The sequence below is a fragment of the Paenibacillus zanthoxyli JH29 genome (genome assembly GCF_000520715.1).
Lineage (GTDB): Bacteria > Bacillota > Bacilli > Paenibacillales > Paenibacillaceae > Paenibacillus_AQ > Paenibacillus_AQ zanthoxyli.
The window spans coordinates 1-14,679 of sequence record NZ_ASSD01000465.1; the positions used below are offsets into that span (position 1 = coordinate 1).

At 49.9% G+C, this 14,679-nt stretch carries 12 protein-coding genes and 2 pseudogenes; 8 read left to right on the plus strand and 6 right to left on the minus strand.

All coding sequences use genetic code 11. The features are described from left to right. The first annotated feature begins 150 nt into the window (after positions 1-150). Together L691_RS29290 and L691_RS0118065 are read left to right on the plus strand one after the other, a co-directional pair. A complete protein-coding gene (locus tag L691_RS29290; protein WP_036737312.1) occupies positions 151-1,536 on the plus strand; it encodes an MATE family efflux transporter in 1,386 nt (461 codons plus the stop codon). Between the two features lie 127 nt (positions 1,537-1,663). Next, a complete protein-coding gene (locus L691_RS0118065) occupies positions 1,664-2,083 on the plus strand; it encodes an ArsC/Spx/MgsR family protein (RefSeq protein WP_025691819.1) in 420 nt (139 codons plus the stop codon). Positions 2,084-2,320: 237 nt separating this feature from the next. Here L691_RS0118065 and L691_RS0118070 read toward each other — a convergent pair whose 3' ends face one another. Beyond that, positions 2,321-3,406, minus strand: coding sequence for a glycosyltransferase family 4 protein (locus L691_RS0118070; RefSeq protein WP_025691820.1), 1,086 nt, complete (start codon positions 3,404-3,406; stop codon positions 2,321-2,323). Positions 3,407-3,420: 14 nt separating this feature from the next. Beyond that, the gene (locus L691_RS0118075; protein WP_025691821.1) at positions 3,421-4,227 is read right to left on the minus strand and encodes a glycosyltransferase family 2 protein; all 807 of its coding nucleotides are present in this window, start codon (positions 4,225-4,227) and stop codon (positions 3,421-3,423) included. A gap of 238 nt (positions 4,228-4,465) precedes the next feature. Here L691_RS0118075 and L691_RS0118080 point away from each other — a divergent pair, with 238 nt between their 5' ends. Next, positions 4,466-4,708: a hypothetical protein gene (locus L691_RS0118080; protein WP_025691822.1), complete on the plus strand. Its 243-nt coding sequence runs from the start codon at positions 4,466-4,468 to the stop codon at positions 4,706-4,708. Between the two features lie 235 nt (positions 4,709-4,943). Here the strand turns inward: L691_RS0118080 and L691_RS0118085 are convergent, their stop codons facing one another. Continuing rightward, positions 4,944-5,441 (minus strand): hypothetical protein, encoded by a 498-nt coding sequence (locus L691_RS0118085; RefSeq protein WP_025691823.1) that lies wholly within the window; start codon positions 5,439-5,441, stop codon positions 4,944-4,946. An 89-nt stretch (positions 5,442-5,530) separates the two neighbouring features. Here L691_RS0118085 and L691_RS0118090 point away from each other — a divergent pair, with 89 nt between their 5' ends. Further along, positions 5,531-5,716: a hypothetical protein gene (locus L691_RS0118090; protein WP_025691824.1), complete on the plus strand. Its 186-nt coding sequence runs from the start codon at positions 5,531-5,533 to the stop codon at positions 5,714-5,716. 116 nt (positions 5,717-5,832) lie between these two features. Further along, positions 5,833-6,081 carry a hypothetical protein gene (locus tag L691_RS32115; protein WP_156934274.1) on the plus strand — a complete coding sequence of 83 codons (249 nt, stop codon included), beginning with the start codon at positions 5,833-5,835 and terminating at the stop codon, positions 6,079-6,081. A gap of 943 nt (positions 6,082-7,024) precedes the next feature. On the opposite strand, the gene L691_RS0118095 is transcribed toward L691_RS32115, so the two are convergent. From L691_RS0118095 to L691_RS0118105, 3 genes are all read right to left on the minus strand, one after another. Further along, positions 7,025-8,269 carry a SpoVR family protein gene (locus tag L691_RS0118095; RefSeq protein ID WP_025691825.1) on the minus strand — a complete coding sequence of 415 codons (1,245 nt, stop codon included), beginning with the start codon at positions 8,267-8,269 and terminating at the stop codon, positions 7,025-7,027. Positions 8,270-8,308: 39 nt separating this feature from the next. Then, positions 8,309-9,673: a YeaH/YhbH family protein gene (locus tag L691_RS33645; protein WP_025691826.1), complete on the minus strand. Its 1,365-nt coding sequence runs from the start codon at positions 9,671-9,673 to the stop codon at positions 8,309-8,311. Positions 9,674-10,031: 358 nt separating this feature from the next. Continuing rightward, positions 10,032-11,933 carry a PrkA family serine protein kinase gene (locus L691_RS0118105; RefSeq protein WP_025691827.1) on the minus strand — a complete coding sequence of 634 codons (1,902 nt, stop codon included), beginning with the start codon at positions 11,931-11,933 and terminating at the stop codon, positions 10,032-10,034. A 399-nt stretch (positions 11,934-12,332) separates the two neighbouring features. Between L691_RS0118105 and L691_RS29295 the strand changes: the two genes are divergently transcribed. The 3 genes and pseudogenes from L691_RS29295 to L691_RS33650 all read left to right on the plus strand — a co-directional run. Next, a complete protein-coding gene (locus L691_RS29295) occupies positions 12,333-12,836 on the plus strand; it encodes a hypothetical protein (protein ID WP_332249087.1) in 504 nt (167 codons plus the stop codon). Between the two features lie 174 nt (positions 12,837-13,010). Continuing rightward, positions 13,011-14,425 (plus strand): annotated as a pseudogene (locus L691_RS29300) (phage baseplate assembly protein V). A gap of 23 nt (positions 14,426-14,448) precedes the next feature. Further along, a pseudogene (locus tag L691_RS33650) lies at positions 14,449-14,679 on the plus strand (pentapeptide repeat-containing protein); the annotation flags it as partial.

The window sequence follows — 14,679 nt, forward strand, 5'->3', positions numbered from 1 at the left end:
TAACCCCCCGTGGAGGTTCGAGTCCTCTCGACCGCATACAAGATAGACAAATGACGATACAGACCAAGCTCTTAGCAGCAGCTCTTCAATTATGAAGAGCCTTTTTCTTTTTTTGGGGGACAAAGTTTATGGGAAGAGAAGTGAAGACATATGATACAGCCTAATGTGAACGTAAAGCAGGGCTTACTTGAAAAATATTTCTCGGGACAATCCATGGACTACCGCCAGATGATTGCGCTATTTATTCCGATTTTGATTGACCAGGCCTTTGTGGTGGGGCTTAATCTTGTGAACACAGCGATGATCAGCTCGGCTGGAGTGGCGGCGATTAGCGCGGTGAATATGATCGACTCGATTAACATCTTTTTGCTTAGTGTATTTATCGCCGTTGCAACAGGCGGAACGGTTGTAGTAGCCCAGTATAAAGGGAGCGGCAACAATGCTATGGTCTCGAAGGCGACGGCCGGTGCGGTATCCTCCGTATCTCTGTTGGCGCTTGGCGTCGGGTTATTCGGGGTGCTGTTTCACGGTCCTCTGCTTAACCTGTTGTTCGGGGCGGCGGCGCCGGATGTTATGGCTAATGGCAGGACCTATTTGATCGGAAGCAGCATCTCATTCTTAGGCATTGCGGTTGTGGAAGCGGTATGCGGGGCCCTTCGGGGAATCGGCAGTACGCGGGCTTCGCTCTTTCTGTCGCTGATTATGAATCTGATTTACGTCCTTTTAAATCTCGTATTTATTAATTTGCTGAATATGGGTGTTCTCGGTATGAGCATATCCATTAATATAGCCCGGTATTTAGCAGCGTTTTGCGCCCTGTACTATTTGTTCCGGCTGGACAGCAATCTGCAAATTAAGCTTCGAGACATTCTATCACTGAATCTATCCATGTTGAAAAAAATTATGTTCATCGGCTTTCCGTTTGCGGCGGAGCAAATGTTTTTTAACGGGGGCAAGATTTTGACCCAAATCTTTATCGTAAGCTTAGGCACGTACGCGATAGCCGCCAATGCGATTGGCGCCGCTTTTGCCGGGGTTATGCAAATTCCTGCGAATGCGCTGGCTTTGACTATTATTACGGTGGTCGGTCAATGCATGGGGCGGGGGGATGTAAAAGATGCGAGAAAGTTCATCAAATCCTTTATTGTGGCGTCGTCGCTTTCCTTTGTGCTCATGGGGTTGTTGATTTTGCCATTCTTCGAGCCGCTTGTGTCGATGTTTCACCCTCCTGTTGAAATTGTGGACGATATTTTCTTAATTGTACTTATCAATACGATTCTCCAAATTCCTCTTTGGTCCATTAGCTTTATTGTTCCTTCGGGGCTTCGGGCGGCGGGCGATTCCAAGTTTACCTCGATCGTTTCCATGCTGTCCATGTGGCTGTTCCGCGTCGTGCTTGGTTATATTTTGGGCATTGTTCTGGACTTAGGCGTTCTTGGCGTCTGGCTTGCGATGGACTGTGAATGGGCCGTGCGGGGCGGGATTTTTCTCAAACGGTTCCTCGGCAAAAAATGGTACCAGCACCGCCTCATTTAACAGGCAGACCGCTAAGCCTGGTGCCAGCAGGGTGTTCCCTTCTATTATGTTGTAAAGAGATTCATTGCCAGCATAGAGGGGTTGCCTTATTATGGATATAATCTTTCCATCTTAAGGAGGTACATGAATGGCGCATATTATTTTCTATACCAAGCCCGGTTGTATGGGAGCTGTCCGCCAAAAGGCGCTGCTGGAAAGTTACGGTCATACGCTGGAGGAACGGTCGCTGCTGGGTACGGAGTGGACACCCGAGACACTGGAACCCTATCTTGCAGGCTTGGAGCTGAAAGGTTGGTTCAACCCGAACGCCCCTGCGGTCAAATCGGGTCAGGTCATTCCGGGAGCCCTTTCCCGGGAGGAGACGCTGGAGTTGTTATGCAGCGACCCCATCCTGATTAAGCGCCCGCTCATGAATATCGGCGATCAGGTTCTTGCGGGTTTCGATGCGGAACATCTGAAGCAGATTGGCCTCTGTGAAGTTCCCCCCGGTTACAATACAGGATGCCATAGCCAGGATCAGGGCGGCGCCTGCGCTTCCGGGTCTTGAACAAAGCTTTGCCGGATCGGCATTTGGGTGGGCGAGGGGCTTAAGGAGCGCGGGATAGCATTCAGCACCGATTATATCTCGCTTAAGCATGCTCAGGAGAAGCTTATTACCACCTGATCCTTCGCTGTTGGAGCTGTTAAATCAAACTAGGGATAAGATGGTCTGTTCCGAAAACAACCCGCTGCTGCAGCGGGTTGTTTGTCTATTCATTCTCAACTTCCATCCTTATCTCCTACCTCACTTGTTACCCGCAGCCCCTGCGAGTACGGACGCTCCAGGCAGCAGTTCATCGTAAACCCCAAGCATTTCTTCCGCCACGCGCCCCACGCGGTAATAGTCCAGTCCTGCCCCGGCCCGGGTACGGTATTGCTGGCGCTTGGCCTCATTGGAGAGGAGCTCCCCGATTGCCGCCGAGAGCGCCTTGGCGTCCCGGGGCGGAACCAGGATTCCCGCTTCTCCATAATCCAATGCTTGGGGGATGCCGTCTACGTCTGTGGCGACGATGGCGCAGCCCGATTCCCGGGCTTCGATCAGCACAAGCCCGAACGGTTCCTTATGGGAAGCCAGGACGAATACATCCGCGGCCTTCATCCAGCGGCGGCTCTCGGCCTGGAAGCCTGCAAACCGGATTCTGCCGGAAAAAGGCGAGGCGGCAGCCCGTTCCTCGAACTTGGCCCGGTCTGGCCCGTCGCCTACGATATAGAGCCTTGCTTGCGGATGGCCGCCCGCAAGAAGATCGAAGGCGTCGATGAGATCGGAGATCCCTTTACGCTCGTACATGCCGGCAACTGTGATGATGGCCCGCCCTTCCAATGGGATAGGACCGGGATCGGAATCACGCGGGCTTCCAATGGTGCCGTTCAGAATGACGCGAAGCTTATCCTTGCCGACACCACGGCCCGCCATGGCCTCGGAAACCGCCTGGCTCACGGCGATCACTCTGTCGCCAACCTTCATGTAGTCCGCGCTTTTTTGAAACTCGTTATGAACATGAGTCACGACCTTATATTTACGGAAGCCTTTCAGATAGCGGGCGAGTATCGCGCCGGTCATCATATGCGCATGAATGATATCGGGAGAGAAGTCCGCGACCACCCGTCTGAAATTAAAAACAGCCCGCATCAGCTTAGCGGGCTTCCTTGTCTGGTCCAGATAGTAATGCCGGATGTTGTACCTGGCTATAAGTTCTTCATACTGTCCGCCCGCCGATACGATGCACACCTGATGATTTCTTGCTGCTTGCTCGCAAGCCAGGTCGACCATAACGTTGACGATTCCATTACCCGATTCCTTCACATGATTGGCGATATGAAGAATACGCACGAGGTTCCCCTCCTTTAAACTGGGCGTTTCTCGCTTTCGATGACATAGACCGGCTTCTCACGTTTTTTTTCCCGGCCGTAAAGTTCATAAAGCTTGATTTCCTTGAGAAACTCATAATACATCCAGAAAAAGGCGACGCTGAAGCCGGCAATCCCTTTCGTAATCATTTTACGGACGAACAGGGTGTAGACCAGCTTGGCGGGAGGTCTGAACAGAAGTCTCATCAGACTGAAGGTTTTTCCTCGATCATAATCTTTTCGGGCTTCGAGATCGGTGTACTTGTTGAAGCGCTGTACATGGTCCTGAATGCTGCGGTAGCCGTGATGCCAGAGTGTTCCATCCAAACAAGGGACGGCAGAGGGATCGACATCCGGGCCTTCGTGCACGAGGACGTCCTTCATCCGCACTTCGTCTTTTTTGTACAGTCTCACGAGATGCTCGCCCTTTGGCATCCATTTGCCGAGAAAATCGCCGATCCGGTAAACTGTATAGGCTTTTACCTTATTCTCTGGCTCCTTTTTCCAGCCTATCAGCGACTTCTGGAGCTCTTCGCTTACCTCCTCATCCGAGTCGATAAAAAAGATCCAGTTGCTGGGCGCATGATCCGCCCCGAATATGCGCTGTTTGGCATATCCCGGCCAGGGATTATGGTATACGGTACAGCCGAGCCGCTTCGCAATGAGGACCGTTCCGTCGGTACTGCCTCCATCGACGACGACGATATCGTCCGCAAAGGGACGGCAGGAGAGAATGGCCTGCTCAATCTTCTCTTCCTCGTTCTGTGTGATAATCACAACGGACAATCGTTTGCTGTCAGTCAATGTTTAGTTCACCTCTTTTGTGGGGGTTGCCGCTATCTTAAGTTTCCCTCGGTTCAACGCTTCACTTCTTATAATTCCACAGAATAATAGTTTTAGGTTTAGTTTACGCCCAAAGTTAAACTAGTGTATATACCTCTAAAGTTCACCTTATATTCATCCTTTTGAATGAGTGACCTGCGAGGCCGGCCCAAGCATAAAATTGTAAGCTGAAGGGAATTACGCTGAGGTAACACAAAGCATGCAGAAAGCTGCGGACACACGTGAACATGATAATCTGCGGAATGCGCTGACTGTAATTTCGGCTACGGATCACGGCGTCGGCCCTGAAATGGAGGAGATTTGGGCAGGGTTGCAGGATGACCTGGCGACTTTGTCGGATTACAGCCGTCATGTGATTTCTCCGGCAACAGGCCATTATTTGCAATTCGAAAACCCACAGCTGGTAATCGACGAGATTGTTGCTTTGTTTGCACGACTGTAAATGTCAAAAATGAGGGTGTCTCAAAAGTAGGATTTTAAAGCTTTCGAGGGGCTTCCAACAAGTTGAAACAATAAGCAAGCCGATCATGGAGTTCATCCTTGACCGGCTTGTTTGTCTTTGTGGTTTGTAGCATGTTTCTGCAACTTCAAGTTTATTGCTTTTATTGCGGAAGATGAAAATAATCAAAATTGATTCTACAAAAAAACATAAGTAACTATAAACTTATAAATCGCTATTATTTTTGTTTCTTATCTTGGGTGACCGAAGCATCTGCTGCATCCTCAGAAGTCATAACTGCTTCAAAATACACTTTCCACTCACCTTTAATTTCCTTTAGCACAAAATTTTGCTGCTTAGATTGTTTTGTTCCATTAGTTTTAATATCCATAGAAACAAGAAATTGTTTGTTATCTTTGCCATCCACAGTTTGCTTTAAGATTTGATAGTCAATAAGAGGCTCGGCAGGAATATTTCTGCTATAGAATTCAGCTAGTTCTTTTTGATTCTTATAAACATCAGATTTAGCGTAACTTGCTGCTTTAGTATAATCATGCTTTTCAACAGAATCTAAGAACCCAATAAGAGTAGCTTCAGGTCCAAGTATGGATTGAGTAGTTGTCACACCTTGCACCGAGGGATTAATTGAATCTTCATTTATGCTTTTTTGAGAACATGCAGATATCATGGAAACAGATACAACTAATGAAATGATTTTTATTCTATACATTTTCATGCTATTATCTCCCTTTTTATTGCACTTATTACTTAATATGTTAATCTACTTCGTGATATTAATACTAACTCAAAGAAAGAGGTAAGTAAATGAAAAAGAGAATTAAATTGGGAATTTCTTCGTTGTTTCTGGCCGGCATTCTCCTCAGTTCTTCTGTTTATGCTCAAGACGTAATGACTCCGAAAACTAATCCTATGTCGGCTGAAGAGCAACAAGCTTTTGATAGCTCCGTAGTTAACGGAGATATAGCAGATGCTTTAACACTTGATCCATAGCCAAAACGTTCGGTACAATGTCAATTGACACTTTCCTGTTCGGCTATACTTTCTCTGATGTAACGTACACAGGTATCACAGGCAGAGATTTTAGTGTAACGAAGAGCAATGTTAAATTGAGTAACTGGGCACGGCCTTTATATAACGGAGCAACTGGCACTATGCAAATTCAGTTACATAGAAACCATTGGTATGGTGATGATCATTTAACGGTGGTCAATTATCCTTTCGCTCCAGGCAAAGCTTTTGGGACTTATACTTGGAGTGGTGTAGGGAGCGGCGATTATCATTTTACTTACAAAGTTGGACCTAATGAGACAACAAATCAAACAATCAGCGGTGAAGGAAATGTTTACGAGAACTAATTAATAATTAATTCTCAAAAGTAATTAAGTAAATTCAAGATGTTCAGGCAAAATGCCATTATTAGACTGGACATCTTGAATTTTACTTCTTCTATGGCTAAATTTAAATTAGTTGAAGCCGCACTATATAAATTAGGATATGAGTTCTTACAGAAGCATATGCCTGCAGAAATATTTTGCTATCATCCAAATATTATGCTTGATTTAGGAACTTCTTCGTAAATAAACATCTATGATTTCACGTTACCTGGCATGAAAAATGGTAGAAAGGTTTGTGAGAGAAAAAATGGCCACACACTAGTATTAGCATGGTGAATGAGTACATAACTTTTTATGATGGGCTAACCCCGTCAAATAACCGTAAGGATGGACTTTTTGAACAAAGCGCTGAAAGCCCGGAAATTTGGAGGGTAAAATTAAGGATGTACTTCTACTGGAACCAGGTATGTGTTATTCCGGAAACGGTATTGGTCATTTAGAAAAATGCCACGTTTTTAAAGACGATGTGCAGTCAGGCGAGCGTTTTGATTTTCACAGAAAAGGAAAGGTAACAGGTAGCAACACCCAAATAAATATAGGATCGCCTGTATCTGTATACAGTATGGTGGCAGTTAACCCATCGCCTTGAGGATAATTTCTATAGGGTGTAAGTTTCAAACAACAGGCCGGCATATTATCTTGATTGAGTTAAATAAGAGCCGTGAATCCGATTGTTGGATTCGCGGCTCTTAGGCTTTGTTTTTTTCATGTGTTCGGTCCAAACAGGTCCATTGTACAGGATTTTGCAGCTCTGACTCACCGGCATAATCGGCTCTTGGTCATCATCCATAAAAGTGAAAGTGACAGGCCAGTGTGTAGATAGTTTCAGAGTCATGGCAGATTCGCTCGGATAGGACAAACCAGAAGTAAAGCCTCGTTTCTTCTTGAAATCATTTTGTAGCTTCTATCCCGCGAGATGCTTGCCGTCGTACACATACGTCTTTTCCTGTCCGTCCACGATGGTTCGCAAATGCACGTTCCGGCCCCACAGCCGGTGAACGAGCGGAAGGGTGCGTTCGACGTATTTCCGGTCAAGCTCCAGTCCTTCATACCGGTTGTCGAGCAGCAGCTCGCCCCGGCCGTGCAGGTCGTCGTCTTTGACGGTCAAGTAGGGGAAGCCGCCGTTGGTCCGCGAACGGATCAGGTTATCCTTGATTTCGGCGACGTCCTTGGCCGTTACTTTGTATACCCGCTCCTCCTGCTTGAAGACGAACAGATCCATCTCTTCCGCTAGCTCTTTCGTCAGATAGTTGCGGATGAACGACACGTCCGACTCCGTCTCCCGAATTTCAAACAGCGCTTTAAGCCCTTCCTTCTTCTCAATATGCCGCAGCATCATGAGGCCCAGATAGTACGGATTGATCCGTCCCGGGGAAGGCTGGATGACGCCGGCATTCATTTTGGCAAACTCGACAATTTCCGAATCGCTGAGGTCAAGCTCGCGGACAAGCTTCAGATGCCAGTAGCTGGCCCAGCCCTCGTTCATAATCTTCGTCTCCATCTGCGGCCAGAAATAGAGCATTTCGGCGCGGAGCATATACAGGATCTCCCGCTGCCACTCCTCCAGATACCGGCTGTGCCCCGCGATATAGCCGATAACATCCTTCACTCCGCCGTCCGCCTCGCGGAAGCCCTCGGTCCGGCCGAACCGTACGAACGGATCGACATGCTCCTGAATGGCGATGCCCGCATCCAGAAAGGCTTCGACTTCATCCGAGCCGTATTCATGGCTGAACCGCTCGATGCGGTCGGCGAATACGGCCATGCGTTCAACCATCTGCCGGTCGGTGCCTGCGAACATGGCGTTATTTTTGAAGAAATCGCTGTGCCCCAGCACATGCGCCACAATCAGCTTGTTCTGCAGCAGCGTATTGCTGTCCAGCAGAAACGCATAACAGGGATCGGAGTTAATTACCAGCTCGTAAATTTTGCTCAGGCCATGGTCGTATTCCGTCTTCATTCGCTGGTAAGCTTTGCCGAAGCTCCAATGCGTGAACCGGGTCGGCATGCCGTATGCGCCGATGGAGTACAGCACCTCGGCCGGGCATACCTGATAGCGCATCGGAAAGAAATCGAGCCCATTCTCCAGCGCAAGCTCCGTCAAGCGCTCCGCTGCTTCTTCCAACTGTTCCGCTTCTTGATCGATCATAAGTGCCGCCTCCTCCTGACGTAAGAGATTGCCATGCCTTTAGCTTGCCGCCACCTCGTCACCGAAGAACGCCTTCAGCGTCTTGAACACATCTTCCTTTTCCTTCAGAATCGCCTGGACAAAGGCGGGAGAATTCAGGCCCGCCAGCGACTCCCAAAGCCGCTTGCTGCCGTAGATATGCTGCCGGATTTCACCATAGCCCAGCATGTTGACCTTCTCCAATAGGTCACTCGCCAGCTTCACGGTTGCCGGATTATCGCTGTCAAGATTATCCCCGTCCGAGAAGTGGAAGGCGTAGGCGTTGAACTGGCCCGGTGGATAGTCCGCATCTAGAATCGCATGCGCAAGTTCATATACAGAGGAACATTTCGTTCCGCCGCTCTCTCCTTTGCGGAAGAAGGAATCCTCATCCACTTCTTTCGCCTCTGTGCAGTGAGAGAGGAACCGGATCTGCACATTCTCGTACTTGGTCCGCAGGAAGCGGACCATCCAGAAGAAAAAGCTGCGGGCCACGTACTTCTCGAAGCTGCCCATTGAGCCCGACGTATCCATCATGGCGAGCACGACGGCCGAGGACTGCGGCTTCCGGATATCCTCCCATGTCTTGAACCGCAGATCGTCGCCGATGATCGGGCCAAGGACCGGAACGGACGCGCCGGAATCCGGAATAACCCCTGCACTTTCCGCCGAGTGCAGCCCAAGGGTCAGCCCAAGCCGCGCCGCCGTTCCGGCGAGATCATTCGTACCCGGAGCAGGAACCGCTCCGGCAGCTCCGCTACCGGCGTCCGCGTCATAGCCGCCGTAATCGTCGCCGGATTCCGACCACGCCGCCGCGCCTGCCGCTCCCGGCAGTCCGCCGCTTAGCGCCTGACGCTTAATCGCTTCGAACAGCGTGCGCTTTTTGTCAACATTCGAGATCATGCCCTGCTTGCGGACGTCCTCGAACCGGACGTCTTCGACAGTCAGGTCGGGAGCAGCCTTAGGCTTCAGCTTCGGCAGCTTCAAATCCTCGAACACGAGCTCGGCCAGCTCGTCAATCGTCAGCTCCGCCTCGTAATAATCGGCCCCCGGCTGATCGCCCGCTTCGCGTCCCTTGCCCGGCCCCGCCGCATCGCCTTCTCCGGCTCTGCCGATAATATCGCCGACTTGCGTGCCGCCCTGCCCTTGTCCAACCTGCGGCTTGTCCTGGGTATTGTAGCGGAACTTCGGCTCATCCAGGCTGCGGATCGGAACCTTGATCACTTTATCGCCCTGGGGCATGATAATCGACTCTTCGCTGACAAGGTCGGCGAGATTTTCACGAATCGCTTCCTTTACTTTGCGCTTATGACGCTCCTGGTCGATTTCTCCCTTGCGGTGCAGCGACCAGTCGTCGCGCGCGATCACGAACAATCGCTTGTCCATGCCGCCCACCTCCCGGAATAAATAAATGGATTATTAACCTGAAATTAGCTGCTCCGGCGTGCAATCATAAAGACGTGAAATAACGAAAAGGGGCGTACGGCCTTCATGACCGTCACCCACAGGTTGATGCGGGAGGGAGTTCCAGCAGGACTGCTCCTCCCGCTCTTTAAAGAGAAACTCTGCTGTAACGGCGAACACGTCCGCTGCCAAGGCTTATCTGTTCCCCGTTACCGCTTTAGCAAGCTAAATGCGATACGGGCAATTGCCCCCGCCACCGCTTCAGCAATATGATACCGGGCAAACCCTCCCCGCTTACCGATTCAGCAAGCTGAAACGGTTCCGAGGCTGAGCCACCTCATCACCGATTCAGTAGACTGCCGACGTATTTCATCAGCTCGTTGGCGCAAGTGGCGCAGTATCCGTGATGGTCGATCAGGCGCCGGGAGACCTCGTTCATACGCTTGAGCTGGCTCTCGTCTGGGTTGATCGTCGAGGTTGTAATTTTGATGACGTCTTTCAGATCGGCGAACAGTTTTTTCTCAATGGCATCTTTAAGCGGCTCATGCGAGGTGTACTCGAACTGCCGGCCGCGGCGTGCAAACGACGAGATTTTGATTAGAATTTCTTCGCGGAACGCCCGCTTCTGGTTCTCGGTCACGCCAATCTGCTCTTCAATGGAGCGCATCAGCTTCTCGTCCGGATCATGCTCTTCGGAAGTGATCGGGTCCTTGATCTTGTGACCGCTGCAGTAGGCCTCGACATTGTCCAGATAATTGTTGAGCATCGTGTGAGCCGATTCCTCGAACGAGTAGACAAAAGCGCGCTGCACTTCGGTCTTCGCTTTATGATCGTACTCCTTGCGGGCCTGCGTAATCAGATTCATCAGCCGCTCGCGTTCTTCTTTGGAGATCGAAGGATGCTGGTCGAGCCCCTCCTTGAGGGAGCGAAGCACATCCAGTGCGTTGATGCAGGACTTGCCGCCTTTGATCAGCGCGCTGGAAATGCGGTTGATGACATAACGAGGATCGACCCCGGACATGCCCTCGTCGGGATGCTCCCGCCGCAGCTCGTCCACATCGCCCTTCTTCACGCCGTCGACTTCGACGCCGTCGTAGAGGTACATTTTTTTGACAAGATCAATGCCGGGTTTCTTCGGTTCTTTGAGACGGGACATCACGGTGAAGACAGAGGCGGTCCAGAGCGCTCCGGGAGCAAGATGCACCTGATTGTTCAGGCCCGAGGCGTCAACGAGCTTACGGTAAATCCGTTCTTCCTGGCTGGCCTTCAGATTATAGGGTATACGCATGACAATCATGCGGGAGTGGAGGGCTTCATTCTTCTTATTGGAGATAAATGCGCGGTATTCGGTTTCGTTCGTATGAGCTATGATCAGTTCGTCGGCGGAGATCAGCGCAAATCGTCCCGCTTTAAAATTGCCTTCCTGCGTCAATGAAAGCAAATTCCATAGAAACTTTTCATCGCATTTCAGAATTTCTTGAAATTCCATCAGGCCGCGGTTGGCCTTGTTAAGTTCGCCGTCAAAACGGTAGGCCCTGGGATCGGATTCGGAGCCGTAACGGGTAATGGTTGAAAAATCAATGCTGCCCGTCAGATCGGCAATATCCTGCGATTTGGGGTCCGACGGAGCGAAGGTTCCGATTCCTGTCCGGTCGCTCTCCGAGAACAGAACCCTGACAACGGGCATGTCCTCAATCCGGCCTCCGTATTCACTCTCCAGCCTCATCCGGCAGACCGGGCAGAGATCGCCTTCGATATGCACCCCGTACTCCTTGCGGAATTCCTCGCGCAGCTCGCGGGGGATAAGATGGAGAGGTTCCTCTTGCATCGGGCAGCCTTTAATGGCGTAGAGCGCGCCTTCGGGCGTGCGTGTAAAAGATTCGAGACCGTTCTTCAGCAGGGTAACGAGTGTTGATTTACCGCCGCTGACCGGACCCATCAGGAGCAACAGACGCTTGCGGACATCAAGCCGCTGGGCCGAAGGACGGAAATATTCTTCCACGAGCAGCTGAATGGCGTCCTCAAGTCCGAACAGGGTTCCGCTGAAAAAAGCGTACTCCCGCCGGCCGTCCCCCAGCTCGGTTATACCTGCCGCCTCGATCATCCGGTAGACCAGTTCGTGCGCTGTCCCGGCGATTCGCGGATTCTCTCTAACAAGCTGCAGGTAATCGAGAAAGGAGCCTTCCCAGAAGAGATCATTCTCCTTGTCCCGATACGTTAGTAATTTTTCCAAGAACGTCATGCTTACCGCCTCCCTCTTTTAATGTCATTCGTGAAAGGTTCAAGGTGACAGATGCAGCGCAAGTACATAAAGACAGCGCGTCCATTCCGACAGAGCAGTATAGACATAGTTCTTGCTTATTTAGTTGTCTATAAAGTGTAGCATAAACTCTATCATCTAGCGACAACAAAAATGTCATACGGGAATAGAAACTAAGAGCAAACCGAAATATTCACAAAAATTTTAAATAATTTTAAGGTTTCTTTGATAGGATATATGCCCCCATGTAATGGGTCATTTTGTAAATTAATAATTGTTTTTAACCGATATATACATATGCTGGGCACTCATTAAAAAATTTCCTCTTGTCTACAAATATTCAAGCAGAATCTTACGTCTTTAATAAAAAGGGGGCTTTCTATGAACTATCTGGACGAGCAGATTCTTAGTCTCAGAGCTAAAGCTGTGGATCAGGCCACAGCTAATAACGATGATTTGCAATCCGTTCCACTTCAACCTCTGGAATCCAAACAGAACGGCTCGATCTCTGAAGAAGCAAAGGTGTTTCATATTGGAAATGATCATTTCACATTGGAGCTAAGAACGATTCTGGATAGGCAAATTGCCGTGTATGTTCCCAAATCCTTTAACCTTATGCCGCCGGAAGAGGCCAAATTCAAATATCCTTCGGAGCATCGCCCACAGGTAATTTACACCTCTTCGGAGGGGACAATCAATATCACCTTTAATCCTACAGAAACGTCTTTGGAACTTGAGGAGCTTCCCGAGTTTATGGAGCAAATGGCGGACGTTCTGCGGTCCGTACAACCGATTCGCAACTGGATCGGTACGGAGTTGATCGTCAATCGGGTTCGGTCTTACCATCGGGAGGGTCCGTTTCGTATCAGCAGGTGTAGACGGTAATCTATACAACGAAATGCTGCTGTTTATCCAAGAGGGATACTTAAATCTTGGCAGCTTCAACTGTATGGAATCTGACATGGAGGCATGGCTGCCTGTAACGGAACACATTGTTCAGTCCCTCCGTATTCTTCCGCCTTCCTCCCATCCCGCGTCTGATAAAGGAGTGGCTTCATTATGAGTTTAGGCTACGACAATATTCAAATTCACCCATATGAGCGGGTTGTTCTGGAGCAGCTTACCCTTACCAAAAAAATCAACGAGCATACCCGGCTTTATTTTACCGGGATGATCCCGGAAGATGTGCAGGACAGCTATGTGGAAAGCACGGAGAAAAATACGGTCATCGAGTTAAGCCAACGGGATGAATCCGGGGGAAGCAAGCCCCTTTTCAGCGGCATTCCGCTGTCGGTCGAGGTCAAGGTCGTGCGGGGTGTGTACTTTCTGGAGGTGGAAGCTATCTCCCATACATACCGGATGGATATCAAGCGGCGTACCCGTTCCTTTCAAAATACCAAATTGACAATCCCTCAAATGCTGGAGCAGATCGGAAAGGATTACGAAGGCCTTGATGTCATCGATGGAGCGACTGGCGGAGAAGGTATAGGGAAGATTGCCATCCAGTATCAGGAGACGGACTGGGCCTTTCTGAGACGCATAGTTTCCGTTATCATACGAGCTTAATGCCTGTGGCCCGTTTTGACAGTCCCAAATTTTATTTCGGCATTGAGGACAGCCCTGCACAGAAGGTACTGGATCATACCCGTTATACCGTGCGTAAGCAGATGCTGCCGTTTCGTTATTTTCAGGAGAATGAGCAGGCGAAGCTGAGCGAAAATGATTTTATTTTTTATGAGGTAGAAACGGATGAGGTTCTGGATTTAGGGGCTCAGATGACCTTTCAAGGACACAGCCTGTATGTGGTGGAAGCTTATACCGACATGAGCCAGGGACAACTGCGGCATCAATATGTGCTTGCTTCGCATAAAGGATTGCGGCAAAAAAGCTACTACCAGGAAAAGCTGGCAGGCGCTTCGTTAAGCGGTATCGTGCTGGACGTTCGCCAGGATCAGGTACGCATCCATCTGGATTGTGATGAAAAGCAGGATGTGGACAAGGCGCATTGGTTCAACTATTCAACCGTGTATAGCGGCGGCGGGCATACGGGCTGGTATGTCATGCCGGAAAAGGGTGACCCCGTCTCTCTCTATTTCCCGGGCAGCCGTGAAGAAGATGGGATTGCAGCCAGTGCCGTCAGACGGGCTGACCGCAACAATACGCATAACAAGTTTAACAATCCGCAGATGAAAATATGGCGAACCCCGCATGGCAAGGAAATTCGGCTGGGGCCGGATGAACTGGTTGTTACAGGTAAGGAGGGTTCCATTTTTATCAAGCTGGACGACCGGGAAGGGATTCAGATTGTGAGCAGCAAGCAGGTGAGTATCTCGGCGGGCGGCAACCTGAGCCTGTCTGCGGGTAAAACGATGAGCCTGTCCGCAGGCAGTGAGCTTCGTATGGATTGCAACGGCAGTCATATTCAATTAAGCGGCTCGGCGGACATGAAGGGCAGCGAGGTAAAGTCTAATTAGCTTTAGGTGGTGATTGAATACAGATGGAACAGCCCGTAGATGAGTTCGAGCAACAACAAGCCATCTTAAATCAGGCATGGTCCCTGATCCGCAGAGATTGGGCACTTAAGTTAAAAGCAACGCTAGAACAGCGGATTCAAGTCTGCGTAGAGGAATTTCGAAGGTACTGTGGGGACATTCGGCAAGAGCAGCTTCAAGGACGGAAGGGGAAAATTGGTTACATCACCTACTCTATGCTGCGTACCACATGGCTC

Bases quoted from the DNA above. Each gene is read 5' to 3' on its own strand.
- L691_RS29290 (WP_036737312.1), top strand. From the start codon at position 151: ATGATACAGCCTAATGTGAACGTAAAGCAGGGCTTACTTGAAAAATAT.
- L691_RS0118065 (WP_025691819.1), top strand. From the start codon at position 1,664: ATGGCGCATATTATTTTCTATACCAAGCCCGGTTGTATGGGAGCTGTC.
- L691_RS0118080 (WP_025691822.1), top strand. From the start codon at position 4,466: ATGCAGAAAGCTGCGGACACACGTGAACATGATAATCTGCGGAATGCG.
- L691_RS0118085 (WP_025691823.1), bottom strand. From the start codon at position 5,441: ATGAAAATGTATAGAATAAAAATCATTTCATTAGTTGTATCTGTTTCC.
- L691_RS0118090 (WP_025691824.1), top strand. From the start codon at position 5,531: ATGAAAAAGAGAATTAAATTGGGAATTTCTTCGTTGTTTCTGGCCGGC.
- L691_RS0118095 (WP_025691825.1), bottom strand. From the start codon at position 8,269: ATGATCGATCAAGAAGCGGAACAGTTGGAAGAAGCAGCGGAGCGCTTG.
- L691_RS33645 (WP_025691826.1), bottom strand. From the start codon at position 9,673: ATGGACAAGCGATTGTTCGTGATCGCGCGCGACGACTGGTCGCTGCAC.
- L691_RS0118105 (WP_025691827.1), bottom strand. From the start codon at position 11,933: ATGACGTTCTTGGAAAAATTACTAACGTATCGGGACAAGGAGAATGAT.
- L691_RS29295 (WP_332249087.1), top strand. From the start codon at position 12,333: ATGAACTATCTGGACGAGCAGATTCTTAGTCTCAGAGCTAAAGCTGTG.